Origin of the sequence: Maricaulis sp. (genome assembly GCF_034670125.1) — a bacterium.
In the GTDB taxonomy this organism is placed as follows: Bacteria; Pseudomonadota; Alphaproteobacteria; order Caulobacterales; family Maricaulaceae; genus Maricaulis.
The window spans coordinates 158,902-174,593 of sequence record NZ_JAXMOC010000004.1 but is presented as its reverse complement, the minus strand read 5'-3'; the positions used below and the strand labels follow the sequence as shown (position 1 = coordinate 174,593).

The following is a 15,692-nucleotide window of genomic DNA, read 5'->3' as shown; positions in this document are numbered from 1 at the left end:
AAGACGTTCGAAGCGAAACTGGAAGCATGATGCGCAAACCGCCCCCGTCAACGATGGAACAGGCTGCAACCGACTTCATCAACAGTCGGCGCGGCCGTCCCGCCGCCAGACCCCTGCCCTCCACTGCACGGGCGATGGAGCGCGTCCTGCGCCCCCTCGCACGACGCTTCGGGGTCGGCGTCGAGCAATTGCGCGAGCACTGGACCGAGATTGTCGGCGAGCGCCTGGCCAAGTGGAGCGAGCCGGAAACCGTGCAACGGTCGGGCGGGGTCAATACGCTTGTCATACGTGCGCGCGGGGCGGCGGCCGCCATCCTGCAGGCCGAATCAAGACGCATCCTGGAGCGTGTGAGGACATTTGCCGGCGACCGGGCCCCGACCCGATTGCGCATCCTGCAAGGTCAGGCCAGCGCCACGTTCAAGCGCAACAAACCCGGCGATCAAGCGGATGTGAAGCCGATGAAAACATCGTCACAAGTGAACGAAGGGGTGGAGCAAACACCCGAGGCGCGTCTATTGTCCGCGCTTAACCGTTTTGAACGTGCGGTCAAAGCCCGTGAGGGATCGTGACCATCTGGCAGGGGGACCCTGAATGAGCCTGACCCGACGACTTTTCTCCGCCGCGGCCATGACCGCAGTTCTGGCTGTTTCTGCCTGCGGCGGTAGTGGTGACGCCCCGTCCGCTGGTCAGACCAGCTTTGAAAGGGCCGGAGATCGTGGCCTCGGCAGCCCGGATGCACCGGTCACCATGATCGAGTATGCGTCGGTTGCCTGCGGGCATTGCGCCACCTTCCACAATGAAGTCTGGCCGATGCTGGAGAGCGACTACATCGAAACGGGGCAGGTCCGTTTTGTCCTGCGCGAAATGATCACCGGTCCGGCCCAGTTTGCCATTGCCGGTTTCTCGCTGGCCCATTGCGTGCCGGAAGACCGGTATTACGACATGGTCGATTTGCTGTTCCAACAGCAAAACGCCATTTTCCAAGCCGCGCAGACACAGGGCAGTGCCCGCAACCAGTACCTGGCCATCGCCCGTTCGATGGGTATGAGCGAAGCCGATTTTACCCAGTGCCTGTCTGACGAGACCATCACCCAGGATATCCTGGACGCCAACGATCGGGCCGGCGCAGAGGGCATCACCGGCACGCCGCGCTTCATTTTCAATGGCGAGCTGCTCGACTCCCGCCGCGCCCCCGGCGAAAGCGCTTACACCTATTTCCTCGGCAGCGAACAATTGATCATCGACGGGGAGCCGGTCCCGAATTTTTCCGATGCGGAGACCTTCCGCCGGATTCTCGATCACCTGATCGCCGAGAACACCGATGCTGCGATGCCCGCCGCCGATGACGGCGCCGAAAGCGGCGAGGAATAGGTCTGGTGATGTCAGTCACGCGTCTTCTGGCCGGCCTGTCCGTCCTCATTGCCGCCTTGGCACTGCCAGGAATGGCGCAGGCCCAACTCGCGGAGGGCGCGGGAGAGCTGCGCCCGACCGACCGGGTCACCGGCGATCCGGACGCGGGCTTGCTGATCATCGAATACGCGTCTTTTGCCTGCCCGCATTGTGCGCATTTCCAGACCGAGGTCTGGCCAATGATCCAGACCGAGTTCGTTGAGACCGGGCTGATCCGTTATTCAATCCGGCCGATGCTGACCGCACCGCCGCAAATCGCCGGTGCCGGCGTCATTCTCACGGAATGTGTGCCGGAAGATCGCTATTTTGACGCCGTCGACCTGCTCTTTCACGAACAGGCCAACATTTTCCAGACCGCCCGAGATGGCGGCGATGTACTGGCCGTCTACGATCGCATTGCAGCGGCCACCGGTGGCTCGGCCGAAACCTTGCTGGCCTGTTTCCGCAACACCGAGATGAACGAGCATGTGACGGCGCTGGCGGTGCAGGCATCGGAAGACGGGGTCACCTCGACCCCCAGCTTCATCATTGCCGGTGAACTCCTCTCCATCGGCCACCCCGGCGACGGCGAGGCCGGACACAATCACGCAACGGCAGGACCGACCATTTTCCTGCATGGCGGCGAGCCCCTGATGATTGCCGGTGACACCGTGCCGGGTCGTTTGGACGGAGACTCTTTCCGCCGAATCATCCTTCACTTCCTTGAAGAGTCCGATTCGGCTGACTAGGCAGGCCTTCACGCCAGCGCCGCAATTGGATGCGATACAGGTATTTCGCGGCGCAAGGGAGACCGGGTGAAGTTCACACAGCTGAGGCTGGCCGGATTCAAGTCATTCGTCGAACCGACGGAATTGCGGATTGATCCGGGCCTGACAGGCGTGATCGGACCCAACGGTTGCGGCAAATCGAATCTGCTCGAAGCCCTGCGCTGGGTGATGGGGGCGACATCTGCCAAATCGCTGCGCGGCGACGGCATGGAAGACGTCATCTTCGCCGGAACCGACGCCCGCCCCTCCCGAAACTTTGCCGAAGTCGTGCTGTCCGTCGACAATGCCGACAAGCTGGCCCCGGCCCGATTCAACGACGCCGACACGCTCGACGTCACCCGACGCATCACCCGCGGCGCCGGATCCGCCTACAAGATCAATGGCGAGGAAGTGCGGGCGAAGGATGTCCAACTCCTGTTCATGGATGCCGGCACCGGTGCCAACTCACCGGCCCTCGTGCGCCAGGGCCAGATTTCCGAACTGATCGCATCAAAGCCTCAGAACCGTCGCCGCGTGCTTGAGGAGGCCGCCGGCGTGTCCGGACTGCGCGCCCGCCGTCACGAGGCCGAGCTGCGGTTGAAGGGTGCTGAGACCAATCTGGACCGGCTTCAGGAAGTGATCGACGAGATCACCGCCCGACTTGGCTCATTGCAAAGACAGGCGCGGCAGGCCTCGCGTTACCGCAAGCTGTCCGCCTCGATCCGGGCGCTGGAAGCCGCGGTCTGGCTCAATCGCTGGCGCGAGGCCGCCACTGCTGTCGAGACTGCCGAGGGTGTGCTGGCTGAAAAGCGGGCCGCAACCGAGGACTCAAGCCTCGCCGCCGCCGAAGCGCGGACGCGCGCCGAAGTCCTCGCGGCTTCGCGCGAACCTGCTCGACAGGCCGAAGCCGAGGCCGCGGCCGCCTTGCGCCTGCTCGAGCGCGAGCGCGACCGGTTGCAGCGCGATGCGGAAGACGTGCAGCGCTCCATCCACGGCCTGGAACGTCGCCTCGACGATCTCGCCAACGCGGCACGGCGCGAAACCGACATCGCCGAGGATGCCCGCACCAGCCGCGCCGAGGCCGAGGCGCAGATCGCCCGGATCGATACGGAAACCCAAGACGAGCAGGCGGCGCTGGACGCGGCCGTGCAGACATCAGACCAGGCCGAGGCCGCCCGGCAGGCCGCCGAGGACGCTTTGGACGCCCGGGCTGGCGAGGCTGCCGACAAGCGGGCTGCCATCGACAGCGCCCGGCGCGACCTGTCTCGCCACGAAGCCCGGCTCGGCCAGATCGAGCGCGAAATCGATGGCGCTCGGTCCGAGCTCGATCGGGTAAGAAATTCGACGGCTCTGGCGGAACTGGACACCGCCGAGACCGCTGCCGCCTCCGCCGAGGCCGACCTGGCAGAGGTCCGCGCTGCCCTGGAACAAGCCGAGCAGGCCCGCCAGTCAGCCGCCCAGGCACTGGAAGCCGCGGCCGATACCTGGCGCGAAGCATCCGGCCAACGTGAAACCCTTGAGCGCGAGATGCGGGCCCTGGAGCGATTGCTGGCCGGATCACAAGCCGAAACCCTGTCGCCGGCCATCGAAGCCGTCCGCGCCCGGCCGGGCTATGAACACGCGCTGGCTGCGGCCCTGGGGGATGACCTTGACGCCTCGCTCGATGCCAATGCGGCGCGCCACTGGGCGCAGACGACCTGCCATGCCGAGGCCCTGCCGGGCGGCTGTGTGCCGCTGTCCGACCACATCCAGGCACCGCCGGCCCTGAAGGCGCGGCTGGACGCGGTTGGTGTCATCAAGGCCGACAAGGCTCTTGAGGCTGCCGCCAAACTCAAACCCGGCCAGCGCCTTGTGACCCGTGAAGGGGATTTGTGGCGCTGGGACGGGCTGGTAGCGCGTGCCGATGCCCCCTCAGCCGCGGTGGCCCGGCTGGAACAGAAGAACCGGCTCGACGCCATTCAGGTCGAACTGGACGATACCCTCGCTGCCCACGACACGGCGTGCGAGGCTGAAGTGGCAGCGCGCGAGACCGCCCGGGCCACTCGCGAAACCGAGGCGACTGCCCGCTCCAATGTCGCGCCGGCCGAGCGCCGGGCCCGCGAAGCGATGGCCCGCACGTCCGACCTTCGGGAAAGCGCCGCCAAGGACGCCGCGCGCGCCACGGCGCTGCAGGAACGGCTCGACCGACTCACCGCCGAACAGGCTGAAAACCGCAAGGCCATCGATGAGGCCCGGGCCGTATTGGTCGAGGCGGAGACCGCCGAAGGCGACACCGACGCACTCGACGCCGCCCGCGAGACCGCGGACGCAGCGCGCGCGGCCGCGGCCGATGCCCGCGCGGCGCTCGAGAGCCTGAAGCGCGAGCGGGAACAACGTCGCCAACGCCGCATGGGCTTCAAGCGCGACCATGACGCCTGGGCCGAACGCTGCAAATCGGCCGAGGCCCGCCTCGCGGACATCGCCAGCGAACGCACCGAAGCCGAGACCCGGCTGGAAACCGCCCGCGCCCGCCCGGAAGTGATCGAGGACCAGTTGTTCGAGCTGGCCTCCAAGCTGCGGGCCGCCGGGTCGGCCGCCGAAGACGCCCGCCAGGCCGCGTCTGCCAACGAAAGCGAAGTCAAATCCGCCGATAGCGCCGCCCGCCAGGCCGAGGCTGCCGCTTCCGCAGCCCGAGAGGGCCGGGCCGCCGCCGAGGCGACGCTCAACGCCGCCCGCGAACGCCTGACCGAAACCACCGAGCGCTTGCAGGACGCGACCGGTGAAGCGCCGGGCACACTGAGTACGCGCTTCGACGAGGACGAGATGTCCAAGCTGAGCCCGACCGAACTGGAACGGCGGCTGGATGAGGCCCGCCAGTCCCGCGAACGCCTGGGTGCGGTCAATCTGCGTGCCGATGACGAGGCCGAGGAACTGTCGGCCAAGATCGAGGAGATGACCCGCGAGCGTGATGACCTGGTCGAGGCCATTGCCCGCCTTCGCAAGGCCGTCGACGAATTGTCACGCGAGGGCCGGGCCCGCCTTCTGGAAGCCTTCGACATCGTCAACAACCATTTCCAGACCCTGTTCGAGACCCTGTTCGAAGGCGGGCATGCCGAGTTGCGCCTGACCGAGCATGACGATCCGCTTGAAGCCGGCCTCGAGATCTTCGCCTGCCCGCCAGGCAAGAAGCTCGACAACATGGCCCTGATGTCCGGTGGTGAGCAGGCGCTGACCGCCTCGGCCCTGATCTTTGCCGTCTTCCTGTCCAACCCGGCACCGGTCTGTGTGCTCGATGAAGTCGATGCGCCACTCGATGACGCCAATGTCGATCGCTATTGCCGCATGTTGAAGGAAATGCGTCGCCTCACAGAGACCCGTTTCCTGGTCATCACTCACAACGCGCTGACCATGTCGCGCATGGACCGTCTATACGGTGTGACGATGGCCGAGCGCGGCGTTTCCCAGCTGGTCTCGGTCGACCTCGTCGGTGCGGAACAGCTGATCGCTGCCGAATAGCTTATACCAACATATTTTTCAGAGACTTACACAGGGGACAGCCTTGCTTGACTTGGCCGAGGCCCGTGGATAGTGTGCGCGCGCCTGCTGGGGGGCTCTTCTCCCACGGGCAGACCGGTCAAACATGTCAGGCGAAAACGACAGCCAGCGCAACAATTCACGAGCCGATCTCGACGAGCTGCAGCAGCGCATTGATGCGAAGCGCGCGAAGCACGAGGAACCGGCCGGAAGACAGCCCAACTCCGCTTGGTCCCTGGGCATGCGCTACGGGTCGGAATTTTTCGGCGGTGTTCTGGTCGGGGGCGTACTGGGCTATGTGCTCGACGCGCTCGTCGGAATCAGTCCTTGGGGTCTGATTATCGGCACCATGCTGGGTTTCGCGGCGGGCACACTCAATGTTGTGCGCGCCGCACGCGAGATAACATCGGAGTCGGACGGCGATAACGCCTGACGGTTTCACGGGTTCAGGACGGCGCAAGCCGCAAGACATGAAAGAGGCCGGGCGTGGCAGACACCAACCCGATCAAACAGTTCGAAGTCCACGAGGTTTTCCCCTTCGAGGCATTCGGTCTGAATCTGGCTTTCACCAACTCCAGCTATTTCATGGTGTTGACGACGGCCGTGACCATCGTGCTTTTCCTGGTCGCCATGTCGAGCCGCGCGCTCGTTCCCAATCGCGCCCAGTCGGTGGCCGAGATCATCTACGGCTTTGTCGCCGACATGGTCCGCTCGACAGCCGGACAGGAAGGCCTGCGCTTCTTCCCCTTCGTCTTCACGCTCTTCATCTTCATCCTGGTCGCCAACATGCTCGGCATGTTCCCCTACTTCCCGGCGCCGGGTGCCCACTCCTTTACCATCACCAGCCATCTGATCGTGACCGTCGCCCTGGCGATGCTGGTCTGGTTGACCGTGATTGTTTATGGCGTGTTCAAGAATGGCGCGAAGTTCCTCAAGATCTTCGTACCTTCCGGTGTGCCGATCTTCATCCTGCCCTTCGTGACGCTGATCGAGATTATCTCCTTCGTGTCCCGTCCGATCAGCCATTCGGTGCGTCTGTTCGCCAACATGCTCGCCGGGCACATCCTGCTGAAAGTGTTCGCCGGCTTCATCGTCATGCTGGCGGCCGGCTCGGCTTCGATGGGCATGGGCGAACTGCCGGGCTATCTGGCCGGCATTTTCCCCTTCGCGATGACACTGGGCCTGACGGCGCTGGAATTCCTGGTCGCCTTCCTGCAGGCCTACGTCTTCGCGATCCTGACTTGCATCTATCTCAACGACGCCCTGCATCCGGGTCACTGATCCGCAGGCGTCACCGCTAACCACAAACTGATACAGCCCCTCAAAAGGAGTTTCTGACATGGAAGACATGGGCAAATACATCGGTGCCGGCCTCGCTTGCCTCGGCATGCTCGGCGCAGCCATCGGCGTGGGCAACATCTTTGGTTCCTTCCTGCAGGGTGCCATGCGCAACCCGTCGGCTGCACAGTCGCAGTTCGGCAACCTGATCTTCGGCTTCGCCGTGACCGAAGCGCTGGGCATCTTCTCGCTGCTCATCGCCCTGATCCTGCTGTTCGTGGCCTGATCATTCAGTGATGGCCGCGCCACCCGGCGCGGCCGCACTTCTTCGCTCCACCTGACTAGAGGAGCCGGCGTCCCATGACGCACGCACCGCATTCAGAAGTGGCCCACCACGTCGCCGACGCTGCTGCCGATCATGCAGACTCGGGCGTGTTCCCGCCCTTCGACCCGACCTATTTCGCGTCGCAGCTCTTCTGGCTGACGATTGCCTTCGTGATCCTGTACATCGCGCTGGACCGTCTCATCCTGCCGAAGATCAAGACGACGATCGAAGACCGTCGCGACCGCATCGCCGACGATCTGGACGCTGCCGCCCAAGCCAAGGCTGATGCCGAGGCCGCCGGCGAAGCGTATGAAAAATCGCTCGCCGAAGCCCGCAACAAGGCTCACGCCCTTGCCGCCAAAACGCGCAAGACGCTGGACGCCGAGATTGCCAAGGAAACGGCCGCAGTCGAAGCCGAGCTGAACGCCAAGCAGGAAGCGTCGGAAGCCGCCATCCGCAAGGCCAAGGACAAGGCTTTCGCCGAAGTGCGCGGCATTGCCGCCACGGCAACGTCCGCTGTTGTGGCATCGCTGGCTGGCGTCGAGGTCTCCGAGGCTGATGCCGGCAAGGCTGTCGACGGGCTGATCAAGGCGAAGGAGGCTTAAGCCATGATGATCCGTGCTGAAGACGCCGGTCACGGCGAAGAGCAGTCCATCCTGGAATGGCTTGCCGCCCAGCCAGGCGACCCGTCCTTCTACGCTTTCCTGGCACTGCTGGTCTTTTTTGGCCTTCTGCTGCACATGGGCGTTCACAAGACGATCGCCAAGACGCTGGACGACCGCGCGACGGGCATCGCCAACGAGCTGGATGAAGCCAAGCGCCTGCGCGAGGAAGCCGCCGAGATGTTGGCCTCCTACCAGCGCAAGCAGCGTGAGGCCGAGGCGGAAGCAGACGCCATCATCGCCCAGGCCAAGACCGAGGCCAAATCGCTGAAGGCAGAAGCCCGCAAGGAAATGACGGAGCGCCTTGAACGCCGCACCGCCATGGCCGAACAGCGGATCGCCCAAGCCGAGGCCCAGGCCGCCGCTGACGTCAAGGCGGCAGCAGCTGAACTGGCCGCACAGGCTGCCGAGGTGATTTTCAAGTCCCAGCTGAAAAAGGCCGACCTCAACAAACTCGTTGATGCCGATATCAAGTCGGTCGGTGAGCGCCTGAACTAGTTCAGGCCGGAACCGGAATTGCAGAAAGCCCGCGATGTGTGTCGCGGGCTTTTTTCTGCTTCAGTCGCATAAGCGGACATTATATTCCGGTAAGGCTACCTAGCACCTATAACGGGACGCATACGTCCGGTTTGACAAATTTTCCAAAACGACATAATTGTCCGTTAATAACAATTTGAAGATATAAACGGACAATTATGGCAGATTATTACTCAGACGAAGTCCTGCCCATTGACGCCCTGTTGAAACAGATAGGGGCGCGGATCGAACGCTATCGGATTGCCCGTCACATCAAACAGGAAGATCTCGCCGAACAGGCCGGCATTTCCAGCCGAACCCTGCGGCGTCTGGAGGCGGGCGGGAACGGGACGCTGGACACGGTCGCCCGGGTGCTCCGCGCACTGGATATGGATGATCGTCTTCTGGCGCTGGTACCGGATGCCGCGCTCAGTCCGCTCGACCCGCGCAGCGCTCGCAAACACCCCCGTCAACGCGTTCGCGACAGCGCCAAGGCCCCGAAGCGTCCCTGGCAATGGGGTGATGAGGACGAAGCATGACGCGAGCCGACGTGATCCTGTGGGGCCGCCGGATCGGGGCTGTCCTGTGGGATGATGACCGTGATATCGGCGTCTTTGAATACGTTCCGGCGTTCACCCACTCCGGCATCCAGCCCGCCCCGCTCGCCATGCCACTGCGGCCTGGCGTGTTCGAATTCCCCGACCTGCCACGCGGTACCTTCAAGGGCCTGCCCGGCCTCCTCGCCGACAGCCTGCCCGACAAGTTCGGCAATCTGCTGATCAATCGCTGGCTTGCCGAACAAGGCCGCCAGCCAGACAGTTTCAACCCGGTCGAGCGTCTCTGCTATACGGGCCGCCGCGGCATGGGCGCGCTCGAGTTCGAACCGTCGGCGCGCACCCCGTCACCGAGCGTGGGGCGGTCGCTGGACATCAGCGGACTGGTCGCGCTGGCCGACAGCCTGGTCAAGGACCGCCTCGAACTCAAGGGACGCCTCACCGGCGATGATGACCATCTGGTCCTCGAAGACATATTGCGGGTCGGGACATCAGCCGGCGGCGCCCGTGCCAAGGCTGTACTCGCCTGGAATCCCGGTAGCGGCGCATTTCGTTCAGGTCAACTCGACCAGTCCACAGGTTTTGAGCCTTGGCTGCTGAAGTTCGACGGGGTCAGTGAGAATGCCGACAAGGAAGTCGCCGATCCCCTCGGCTATGGCCGTCTTGAATTTGCCTGCCACCTGCTCGCCCGCGAAGCCGGGATCGTGATGACCGACTGCCGCCTGCACGAAGAAGGCGGGCGGGCACACTTCATGACCCGTCGCTTCGACCGGACCAGCGACGGCAAGAAGCTGCACATGCAGAGCCTTGGCGCGATGCGTCATTTCGACTTCAACCAGTCACGCGCCTACAGCTATGAGCAGGCCATCGAGACGATCCGCATGCTGGGTCTCGGCCACCAGGCCCGCGAGGAGATGGTCCGGCGCGCCCTCCTCAATATCGTCATCCGCAACCAGGATGATCATGTGAAGAATATCGCCTTTTTGATGGACAGGGCCGGACAATGGTCCCTCGCCCCGGCCTATGACGTTGTCTACGCCTACAATCCGTCCGGCGCCTGGACGTCGGAGCACCAGATGTCACTGTCGGGAAAAACCGATGATTTCGAGCTCGAAGATCTGGTGCGGTTCGGGCGGTTTGCCGACATCAAGCCGGCACGCCTCAAGGCAATGCTGGATGGTGTGCTCGCTGCGACCCACAACTGGTGGAAACATGTTGATGCCGCTGGTGTCCCCGCGGGTTTGGCCGCGACAGCCTGGTCACTGTTCCGCAAAGACTGGGTGTGAATACGATCCGGTTATTCCGCCGGGTCAACGTCTTTCTCTCCGAAGGCCCAGCGAACACGCTTCCACAGCCACGGAACCTTGCGCAGCATGTCGGTGATCTTGGCGTGCAACGTCTTGGAAGCACCGGCGACCAGGATGAGGCCCATCAGGCCGACAAAGGCGCCGATCGGGACCAGCGGGAAGGGCGTGAGTATCGCGACGGGAACAGAGATCACCATCAACAGCAAGCCGACGGCGATGCAGATGCCACGGATGATCAGCACCACGAAGGCGCCAATCGGATGGCTTCTCGCCCAACCGTTCAGGCTCTCATTCATCGCTGCGACCATCTCCAACCCCGTCCGTCGGGGCGCATCTCCGATATGGGATGCGCGGACGGACAGACAACCATAAACGCGTAAACATCACCCCAATGCGAGACAAAAGCGCCGAAATTCAGGCGCGCTCATCAGTCGGCGGCAAGATGTTGCATCTGCGCACCGGTTTCGCGAACCGGCTTTGCAGGACAGGACTATCCACCCCACCCTGATCGTCGGAACCTCCTGCGGCTCAGACGGTGCGCATAAATTAATCGGATTAGGGCCGCCCTGTCATCCGGGACCGCGCAGTGCGTGGTCCCGGATGCCGGAATCGTTACTCGGCCGCTTGTTCCGGCGGGGTCCAGCGCAGGACCGGCTGGCGGGCGGCGCGGGTTTCGTCGAGGCGTTTGGTCGGGGCATGGACCGGAGCCGCCAGGAAGCGGTCCGTGTCACCGGCCTTGGCCGCGGTGGCGAGCGCTGCGAGGACTTCGATGAAGCGGTCCAGACCGCTCATCGACTCGGTCTCGGTCGGCTCGATCAGCATGGCGCCATGGACAACCAGCGGGAAATACATGGTCATCGGGTGATAGCCCTCATCGATCATCGCCTTGGCAAAGTCGAGCGTGGTGACGCCGGTGCCCTTCAGGAAGCGATCATCGAACAGGGCCTCGTGCATGCAGGTGCCCTCGAAAGCCACGGTCATGACAGGGTTGAGGCGCGCCTGGATGTAGTTGGCATTGAGGACGGCATCCTCGGCGACCTGTTTGAGACCATCCGAGCCATGGCTCATCATGTAGGTGAGCGCACGGGTGAACATGCCCATCTGGCCGTGGAAGGCCGCCATGCGGCCGAACGGGTCGCCTTCGGCGTCGTCCATATGCTCGACCAGCTCGAGGCCGCCCTTCTCCGTCTCGACGACGTAGGGAACAGGCGCAAATGGCGCCAGCGCTTCGGACAGCACGGTCGGGCCGGAACCCGGGCCACCGCCGCCATGCGGGGTGGAGAAGGTCTTGTGCAGGTTGATATGCATGGCATCAACGCCGAGATCACCCGGGCGGACCCGGCCGACAATGGCGTTGAAATTGGCACCATCGCAGTAGAAATAGCCGCCCGCCTCGTGGATCAGGTCGGCGATCTCGCGAATGTCCCGCTCGAACAGCCCGCAGGTATTGGGATTGGTCAGCATGATGCCGGCCACATCATCGCCGAGCTTGGCCTTGAAGGCCTCCATGTCGACACGGCCGGTCTTGTCCGCCGGGATTTCGTCGACCGTGAAACCACACTGAACGGCGGTTGCCGGATTGGTGCCGTGGGCGCTTTCCGGCACCAACACGCGGCGGCGATGAGTCTGTCCATCGGCGTCGAGACGGGCCCGGATCGCCATCATGCCGCAGAATTCGCCATGGGCACCGGCTTTGGGCGACAGGGCGACGGCGGGCATGTTGGTCAGCGTCATCAGCCAATGGGCCAGCTCGCCCATCACCTGATAGGCGCCCTGCACCGTCGAGGCCGGCTGCAGCGGGTGGACATCAGCAAAGCCGGGCATCCGCGCGACTTTCTCGTTGAGACGCGGATTATGCTTCATCGTGCACGAGCCGAGCGGATAAAGGCCCAGATCGATGGCGTAATTTTTCCGGCTCAAGCGCACATAGTGGCGCATCGTCTCCGGCTCGGCGAGACCGGGCAGGCCGATCGCATCCTTGCGCTGGAGACCGCCCAGGCGGGCCTTGAGGCCCTTCGGCTCCGGCAGATCAACACCGCAGCGATCCATGTCGCCGCGCTCGAAGATCAGCGGCTCGGCCTGGTCGAGACCGCGGCTGCCGGAGATGGTGTCGGCATAGCCACCGGTTGCCAGATTATCGGGGGCGATATTGTCGGCCATGCGGGTGGGGCGTCCTTGGGTGTTCATCGACATGATCAGAGCACTCCCGCAAGAGCCTTGGCGAAGACGGCGATGTCTTCCGGCGTGTTGGTTTCTGTAGCGGCGACGATGAGATAATTCTCGAACCGGCCCGGATAGAGGCGGCTGGCAGGCACACCGCCGAGCACACCAAAGCGCGCCAGGTCATTGACCACCTGGTCGGCATTCTTCGGCAGCAACAGGGTGAACTCGTTGAAGAAGGTCTCATTGACCAGCTCGACGCCCGGCACGGCTGACAGCGCATCGGCCAGCTCGCAGGCGGTCTCGTGATTGAGACGGGCCAGCTGGGTCAGACCCTTCTCGCCCAAGAGCGTCATGTGGATGGTCCAGGCCAGCGAGCACAGGCCCGCATTGGTGCAGATATTCGACGTCGCCTTGTCGCGGCGGATATGCTGCTCGCGGGTCGACAGGGTCAGCACATAGCCGCGGCGACCATCGGCATCGATGGTCTCGCCAGCCAGGCGGCCCGGCATCTGGCGGATGAAGCGACGATCATCCTTGCAAGCGAACAGGCCGACATAGGGACCGCCAAAATTGAGGCCGACACCGATCGACTGGCCCTCACCCACAGCGATGTCCGCACCCATATTGCCCGGCGCTTCAACCAGCCCCAGCGACACAGCTTCGGTGAAGACGGCGATGACGAGAGCACCCTTTTCATGGGCGATCCGCGAGACTTCCCGCAGATCGTGCAGGCGACCGAAAATGTCCGGCGTCTGGATGACGACGCAGGCTGTCGTGTCATCGATCTCGGCAATCACGGCGTCCAGATCGGCCGGGGCCGCGTCCGTCACCGAAATCGAGACATCGGAATACTTGGCCAGGGTCTGGGAGGCTTCGACATAGTGCGGATGGACCGAACCGGCCATCACGGCCTTTGTCCGCCGCGTCACGCGGGCCGCCATCATGACCGCTTCGGCGCAGGCCGTGGAGCCGTCATACATGGAGGCATTGGCCACATCCATGCCGGTCAGGAGCGCCACCTGGGTCTGGAATTCAAACAGGGTCTGCAAGGTCCCCTGCGAGATCTCCGGCTGGTAGGGCGTGTAAGCCGTCAGGAATTCGGAACGCTGGATCAGATGATCCACGGTCGCCGGGACATGATGCTTGTAAGCGCCCGCTCCCACAAAGAACGGCGCCTGGCTGGCCGCGACATTGCGCGAGGCCATGGCCGCCATGGCGCGTTCGACCTGCAGCTCGGTCTGCTTGGTCGGCAGGTCGATAAGACCATCCAGTCGCGCCGCTTCCGGCACATCGGTGAAAAGCTCATCGATGGAAGCCACGCCGATCGCATCGAGCATGGCCTTCCGGTCGGTGTCTGTGTGGGGGAGGTATCGCATAGGGTCTGCCCTTTTATGCGGTATGAGCGTTGTAAGCGGCTTCGTCCATCAGGCCGTCGAGCTGGGCGGCGTCGGACAGCTTGATCTTGACAAACCAGCCCTCACCGGTGGCGTCTTCATTGACCTTGGCCGGCTCGCCCTCGAGGGCGTCATTGACGGCGGTGATCTCGCCATCGACCGGGGCATAGACTTCCGAGGCGGCCTTCACCGACTCGACGACGGCGAACTCGTCGCCCTTGGCCAGGGTCTTGCCGACTTCCGGCAGTTCGACAAAGACGACATCGCCGAGTTGACCGGCGGCGAAAGCGGTGATGCCGACGGTGGCGATATCGCCGTCAACGGTGATCCATTCATGGTCTTCGGTGTAACGTGTGGTCATGGGTTTATCTCCTGCCCCTGATAGGAAAACCGGGCCTCAGCCCCGATAGAAATTCGCCGGTACGAACGGCAGTTTGGTGATGGTGGCGGCGCGCGGCTTGCCGCGCACAAGAATGTCGACCTCGGTGCCCGGTGCCATGAAATCGCGGTTCACATAGCCCATGGCGACCGGACCGTTCACCGTCGGGCCGAAGCCGCCGGAGGTGACGATGCCGATGATATTGCCGGACTTGTCAGCGATCTCGGCCCCTTCACGCGCCGAAGCGCCGGACAGCGTCAGGCCGACCCGCTTCTGGCAGGTCTTGTCTTCAATCTGCCTGGCGATCACGTCGGCGCCGGGGAAGTCCCCGCGTTCACGGCGCGTCTTGCCCAGGGCCCAGATCAGCGAGGCTTCGACTGCCGTGCGGTTTTCGTCCATGTCGTGGCCATAGAGGCAGAGACCGGCCTCCAGGCGCAAGCTGTCGCGGGCGCCAAGGCCGATGGCCGCGACTTCGTCCTGGGCCAGCAGCAGGCGCGCAATGCGGTCGGCATCGGCCTCGGGAATGGAAATCTCGAACCCGTCCTCGCCGGTATAGCCCGAGCGTGACATCATCACTTCGACACCGTCGAGCGTGAACACGCCGCACTGCATGAAGACCATCTTGCTGGCCTGAGGGCAGAGCCGCGCCATGACGTCTTTCGCCGCCGGTCCCTGCAGCGCCACAAGCGCGCGCTCGGGAATGCGGGTCAACGTGCCCTTGCCGGCGGTCGCGGCCTCGATATGCGCGAAATCAGCGTCCTTGGTGGCCGCATTGACGACGAGATAGATACCATTCCCATCCGGGCGCGAGACCATCAAATCGTCGCGAATACCGCCGCGCTCATTGGGCAGCAGGGTGTATTTTTGTTCGCCAGCCCCGATCTCGGAGAGGTCGCAGGTCAAAAGCGCTTCCAGCGCCGCCTCGTCACCGACATAGCGCGCCTGTCCCATATGGGAGACGTCGAACAGGCCGGCCTGTTCACGGCAATGCTTGTGCTCGCCCATGATACCGAGCGGGTATTGGACCGGCATGTCATAGCCGGCAAACGGCACCATCTTGCCGCCAAGCTCGACATGGAGGGCGTGGAGCGGTGTCTTGTGAAGCGTTTCGGTCATCTCGGGTCCTTGCAACGGTGCGATCCTGCAAGCCCGGCAAGGCCTGCAAGCTGATCGCCCCCGCTGTCCCGAGAACCTGAGAGATTCCGTGCGCGCCGCTATTGCCCCCCGATCGGGACCGGTCGCACTTGCTCCGTCGGTGGGGTGAAGGCTTTGATCCCTCACCCGCTTTCCAGCGTTCGTCTCTCCCGCGGTCCCTTGGCCTGAGCGTTTCCGGGGCGGTTGCGCCTTCGGCGCCGGCATATTCGCCGGTCTCTCCCGCGGGGAGTTTGGTCCCGCCACACCCGGTTTCACGCAGGCCTGACAATTGGGGCGGACTTTAGGAAACC

At 63.8% G+C, this 15,692-nt stretch carries 16 protein-coding genes and 1 riboswitch; of the genes, 11 read left to right on the top strand and 5 right to left on the bottom strand.

Translation table 11 applies throughout. The features are described 5' to 3' along the window. Positions 1-29: 29 nt before the first annotated feature. From VOI18_RS09485 to VOI18_RS09435, 11 genes are all read left to right on the top strand, one after another. On the top strand, positions 30-569 hold the full coding sequence (locus VOI18_RS09485; RefSeq protein ID WP_323762163.1) for a DUF721 domain-containing protein: 540 nt from the start codon (positions 30-32) through the stop codon (positions 567-569). Positions 570-591: 22 nt separating this feature from the next. Then, positions 592-1,371: a thioredoxin domain-containing protein gene (locus VOI18_RS09480; protein ID WP_323762162.1), complete on the top strand. Its 780-nt coding sequence runs from the start codon at positions 592-594 to the stop codon at positions 1,369-1,371. Positions 1,372-1,379: 8 nt separating this feature from the next. Beyond that, entirely contained in the window at positions 1,380-2,138 is a 759-nt protein-coding gene (locus tag VOI18_RS09475) for a thioredoxin domain-containing protein (RefSeq protein ID WP_323762161.1), read from the top strand. Between the two features lie 66 nt (positions 2,139-2,204). Beyond that, positions 2,205-5,651: a chromosome segregation protein SMC gene (gene smc, locus VOI18_RS09470; RefSeq protein ID WP_323762160.1), complete on the top strand. Its 3,447-nt coding sequence runs from the start codon at positions 2,205-2,207 to the stop codon at positions 5,649-5,651. 124 nt (positions 5,652-5,775) lie between these two features. Next, on the top strand, positions 5,776-6,102 hold the full coding sequence (locus VOI18_RS09465) for an AtpZ/AtpI family protein (protein WP_323762159.1): 327 nt from the start codon (positions 5,776-5,778) through the stop codon (positions 6,100-6,102). 53 nt (positions 6,103-6,155) lie between these two features. Next, the gene (locus tag VOI18_RS09460; protein WP_323762158.1) at positions 6,156-6,950 is read left to right on the top strand and encodes a F0F1 ATP synthase subunit A; all 795 of its coding nucleotides are present in this window, start codon (positions 6,156-6,158) and stop codon (positions 6,948-6,950) included. 58 nt (positions 6,951-7,008) lie between these two features. Next, positions 7,009-7,233, top strand: a complete 225-nt coding sequence (locus tag VOI18_RS09455; RefSeq protein WP_323762157.1) for a F0F1 ATP synthase subunit C — start codon at positions 7,009-7,011, stop codon at positions 7,231-7,233. A 74-nt stretch (positions 7,234-7,307) separates the two neighbouring features. After that, positions 7,308-7,877 carry a F0F1 ATP synthase subunit B' gene (locus VOI18_RS09450; protein WP_323762156.1) on the top strand — a complete coding sequence of 190 codons (570 nt, stop codon included), beginning with the start codon at positions 7,308-7,310 and terminating at the stop codon, positions 7,875-7,877. A 3-nt stretch (positions 7,878-7,880) separates the two neighbouring features. Further along, positions 7,881-8,432, top strand: coding sequence for a F0F1 ATP synthase subunit B (locus VOI18_RS09445; protein ID WP_323762155.1), 552 nt, complete (start codon positions 7,881-7,883; stop codon positions 8,430-8,432). A 197-nt stretch (positions 8,433-8,629) separates the two neighbouring features. Further along, positions 8,630-8,989 carry a helix-turn-helix transcriptional regulator gene (locus VOI18_RS09440; protein ID WP_323762154.1) on the top strand — a complete coding sequence of 120 codons (360 nt, stop codon included), beginning with the start codon at positions 8,630-8,632 and terminating at the stop codon, positions 8,987-8,989. After that, complete coding sequence (locus VOI18_RS09435; RefSeq protein ID WP_323762153.1) at positions 8,986-10,290, top strand: type II toxin-antitoxin system HipA family toxin; 1,305 nt, start codon at positions 8,986-8,988, stop codon at positions 10,288-10,290. The genes VOI18_RS09440 and VOI18_RS09435 overlap by 4 nt, the downstream gene beginning before the upstream one ends. Positions 10,291-10,301: 11 nt before the next feature. Here the strand turns inward: VOI18_RS09435 and VOI18_RS09430 are convergent, their stop codons facing one another. From VOI18_RS09430 to gcvT, 5 genes are all read right to left on the bottom strand, one after another. Continuing rightward, positions 10,302-10,607 carry a hypothetical protein gene (locus VOI18_RS09430; protein ID WP_323762152.1) on the bottom strand — a complete coding sequence of 102 codons (306 nt, stop codon included), beginning with the start codon at positions 10,605-10,607 and terminating at the stop codon, positions 10,302-10,304. Between the two features lie 316 nt (positions 10,608-10,923). After that, positions 10,924-12,504, bottom strand: coding sequence for an aminomethyl-transferring glycine dehydrogenase subunit GcvPB (gcvPB, locus tag VOI18_RS09425; protein WP_323762151.1), 1,581 nt, complete (start codon positions 12,502-12,504; stop codon positions 10,924-10,926). A 2-nt stretch (positions 12,505-12,506) separates the two neighbouring features. Then, entirely contained in the window at positions 12,507-13,850 is a 1,344-nt protein-coding gene (gene gcvPA, locus VOI18_RS09420) for an aminomethyl-transferring glycine dehydrogenase subunit GcvPA (protein WP_323762150.1), read from the bottom strand. 13 nt (positions 13,851-13,863) lie between these two features. After that, positions 13,864-14,229, bottom strand: coding sequence for a glycine cleavage system protein GcvH (gene gcvH, locus VOI18_RS09415; RefSeq protein ID WP_323762149.1), 366 nt, complete (start codon positions 14,227-14,229; stop codon positions 13,864-13,866). Positions 14,230-14,265: 36 nt separating this feature from the next. Next, positions 14,266-15,363, bottom strand: a complete 1,098-nt coding sequence (gene gcvT, locus VOI18_RS09410; protein ID WP_323762148.1) for a glycine cleavage system aminomethyltransferase GcvT — start codon at positions 15,361-15,363, stop codon at positions 14,266-14,268. Positions 15,364-15,544: 181 nt separating this feature from the next. Beyond that, positions 15,545-15,634, bottom strand: a riboswitch (glycine riboswitch). Between the last annotated feature and the right edge of the window lie 58 nt (positions 15,635-15,692).

Bases quoted from the DNA above. Each gene is read 5' to 3' on its own strand.
- VOI18_RS09485 (WP_323762163.1), top strand. From the start codon at position 30: ATGCGCAAACCGCCCCCGTCAACGATGGAACAGGCTGCAACCGACTTC.
- VOI18_RS09480 (WP_323762162.1), top strand. From the start codon at position 592: ATGAGCCTGACCCGACGACTTTTCTCCGCCGCGGCCATGACCGCAGTT.
- VOI18_RS09475 (WP_323762161.1), top strand. From the start codon at position 1,380: ATGTCAGTCACGCGTCTTCTGGCCGGCCTGTCCGTCCTCATTGCCGCC.
- VOI18_RS09465 (WP_323762159.1), top strand. From the start codon at position 5,776: ATGTCAGGCGAAAACGACAGCCAGCGCAACAATTCACGAGCCGATCTC.
- VOI18_RS09455 (WP_323762157.1), top strand. From the start codon at position 7,009: ATGGAAGACATGGGCAAATACATCGGTGCCGGCCTCGCTTGCCTCGGC.
- VOI18_RS09450 (WP_323762156.1), top strand. From the start codon at position 7,308: ATGACGCACGCACCGCATTCAGAAGTGGCCCACCACGTCGCCGACGCT.
- VOI18_RS09445 (WP_323762155.1), top strand. From the start codon at position 7,881: ATGATGATCCGTGCTGAAGACGCCGGTCACGGCGAAGAGCAGTCCATC.
- VOI18_RS09440 (WP_323762154.1), top strand. From the start codon at position 8,630: ATGGCAGATTATTACTCAGACGAAGTCCTGCCCATTGACGCCCTGTTG.
- VOI18_RS09435 (WP_323762153.1), top strand. From the start codon at position 8,986: ATGACGCGAGCCGACGTGATCCTGTGGGGCCGCCGGATCGGGGCTGTC.
- VOI18_RS09430 (WP_323762152.1), bottom strand. From the start codon at position 10,607: ATGAATGAGAGCCTGAACGGTTGGGCGAGAAGCCATCCGATTGGCGCC.
- gcvPB (WP_323762151.1), bottom strand. From the start codon at position 12,504: ATGTCGATGAACACCCAAGGACGCCCCACCCGCATGGCCGACAATATC.
- gcvPA (WP_323762150.1), bottom strand. From the start codon at position 13,850: ATGCGATACCTCCCCCACACAGACACCGACCGGAAGGCCATGCTCGAT.
- gcvH (WP_323762149.1), bottom strand. From the start codon at position 14,229: ATGACCACACGTTACACCGAAGACCATGAATGGATCACCGTTGACGGC.
- gcvT (WP_323762148.1), bottom strand. From the start codon at position 15,363: ATGACCGAAACGCTTCACAAGACACCGCTCCACGCCCTCCATGTCGAG.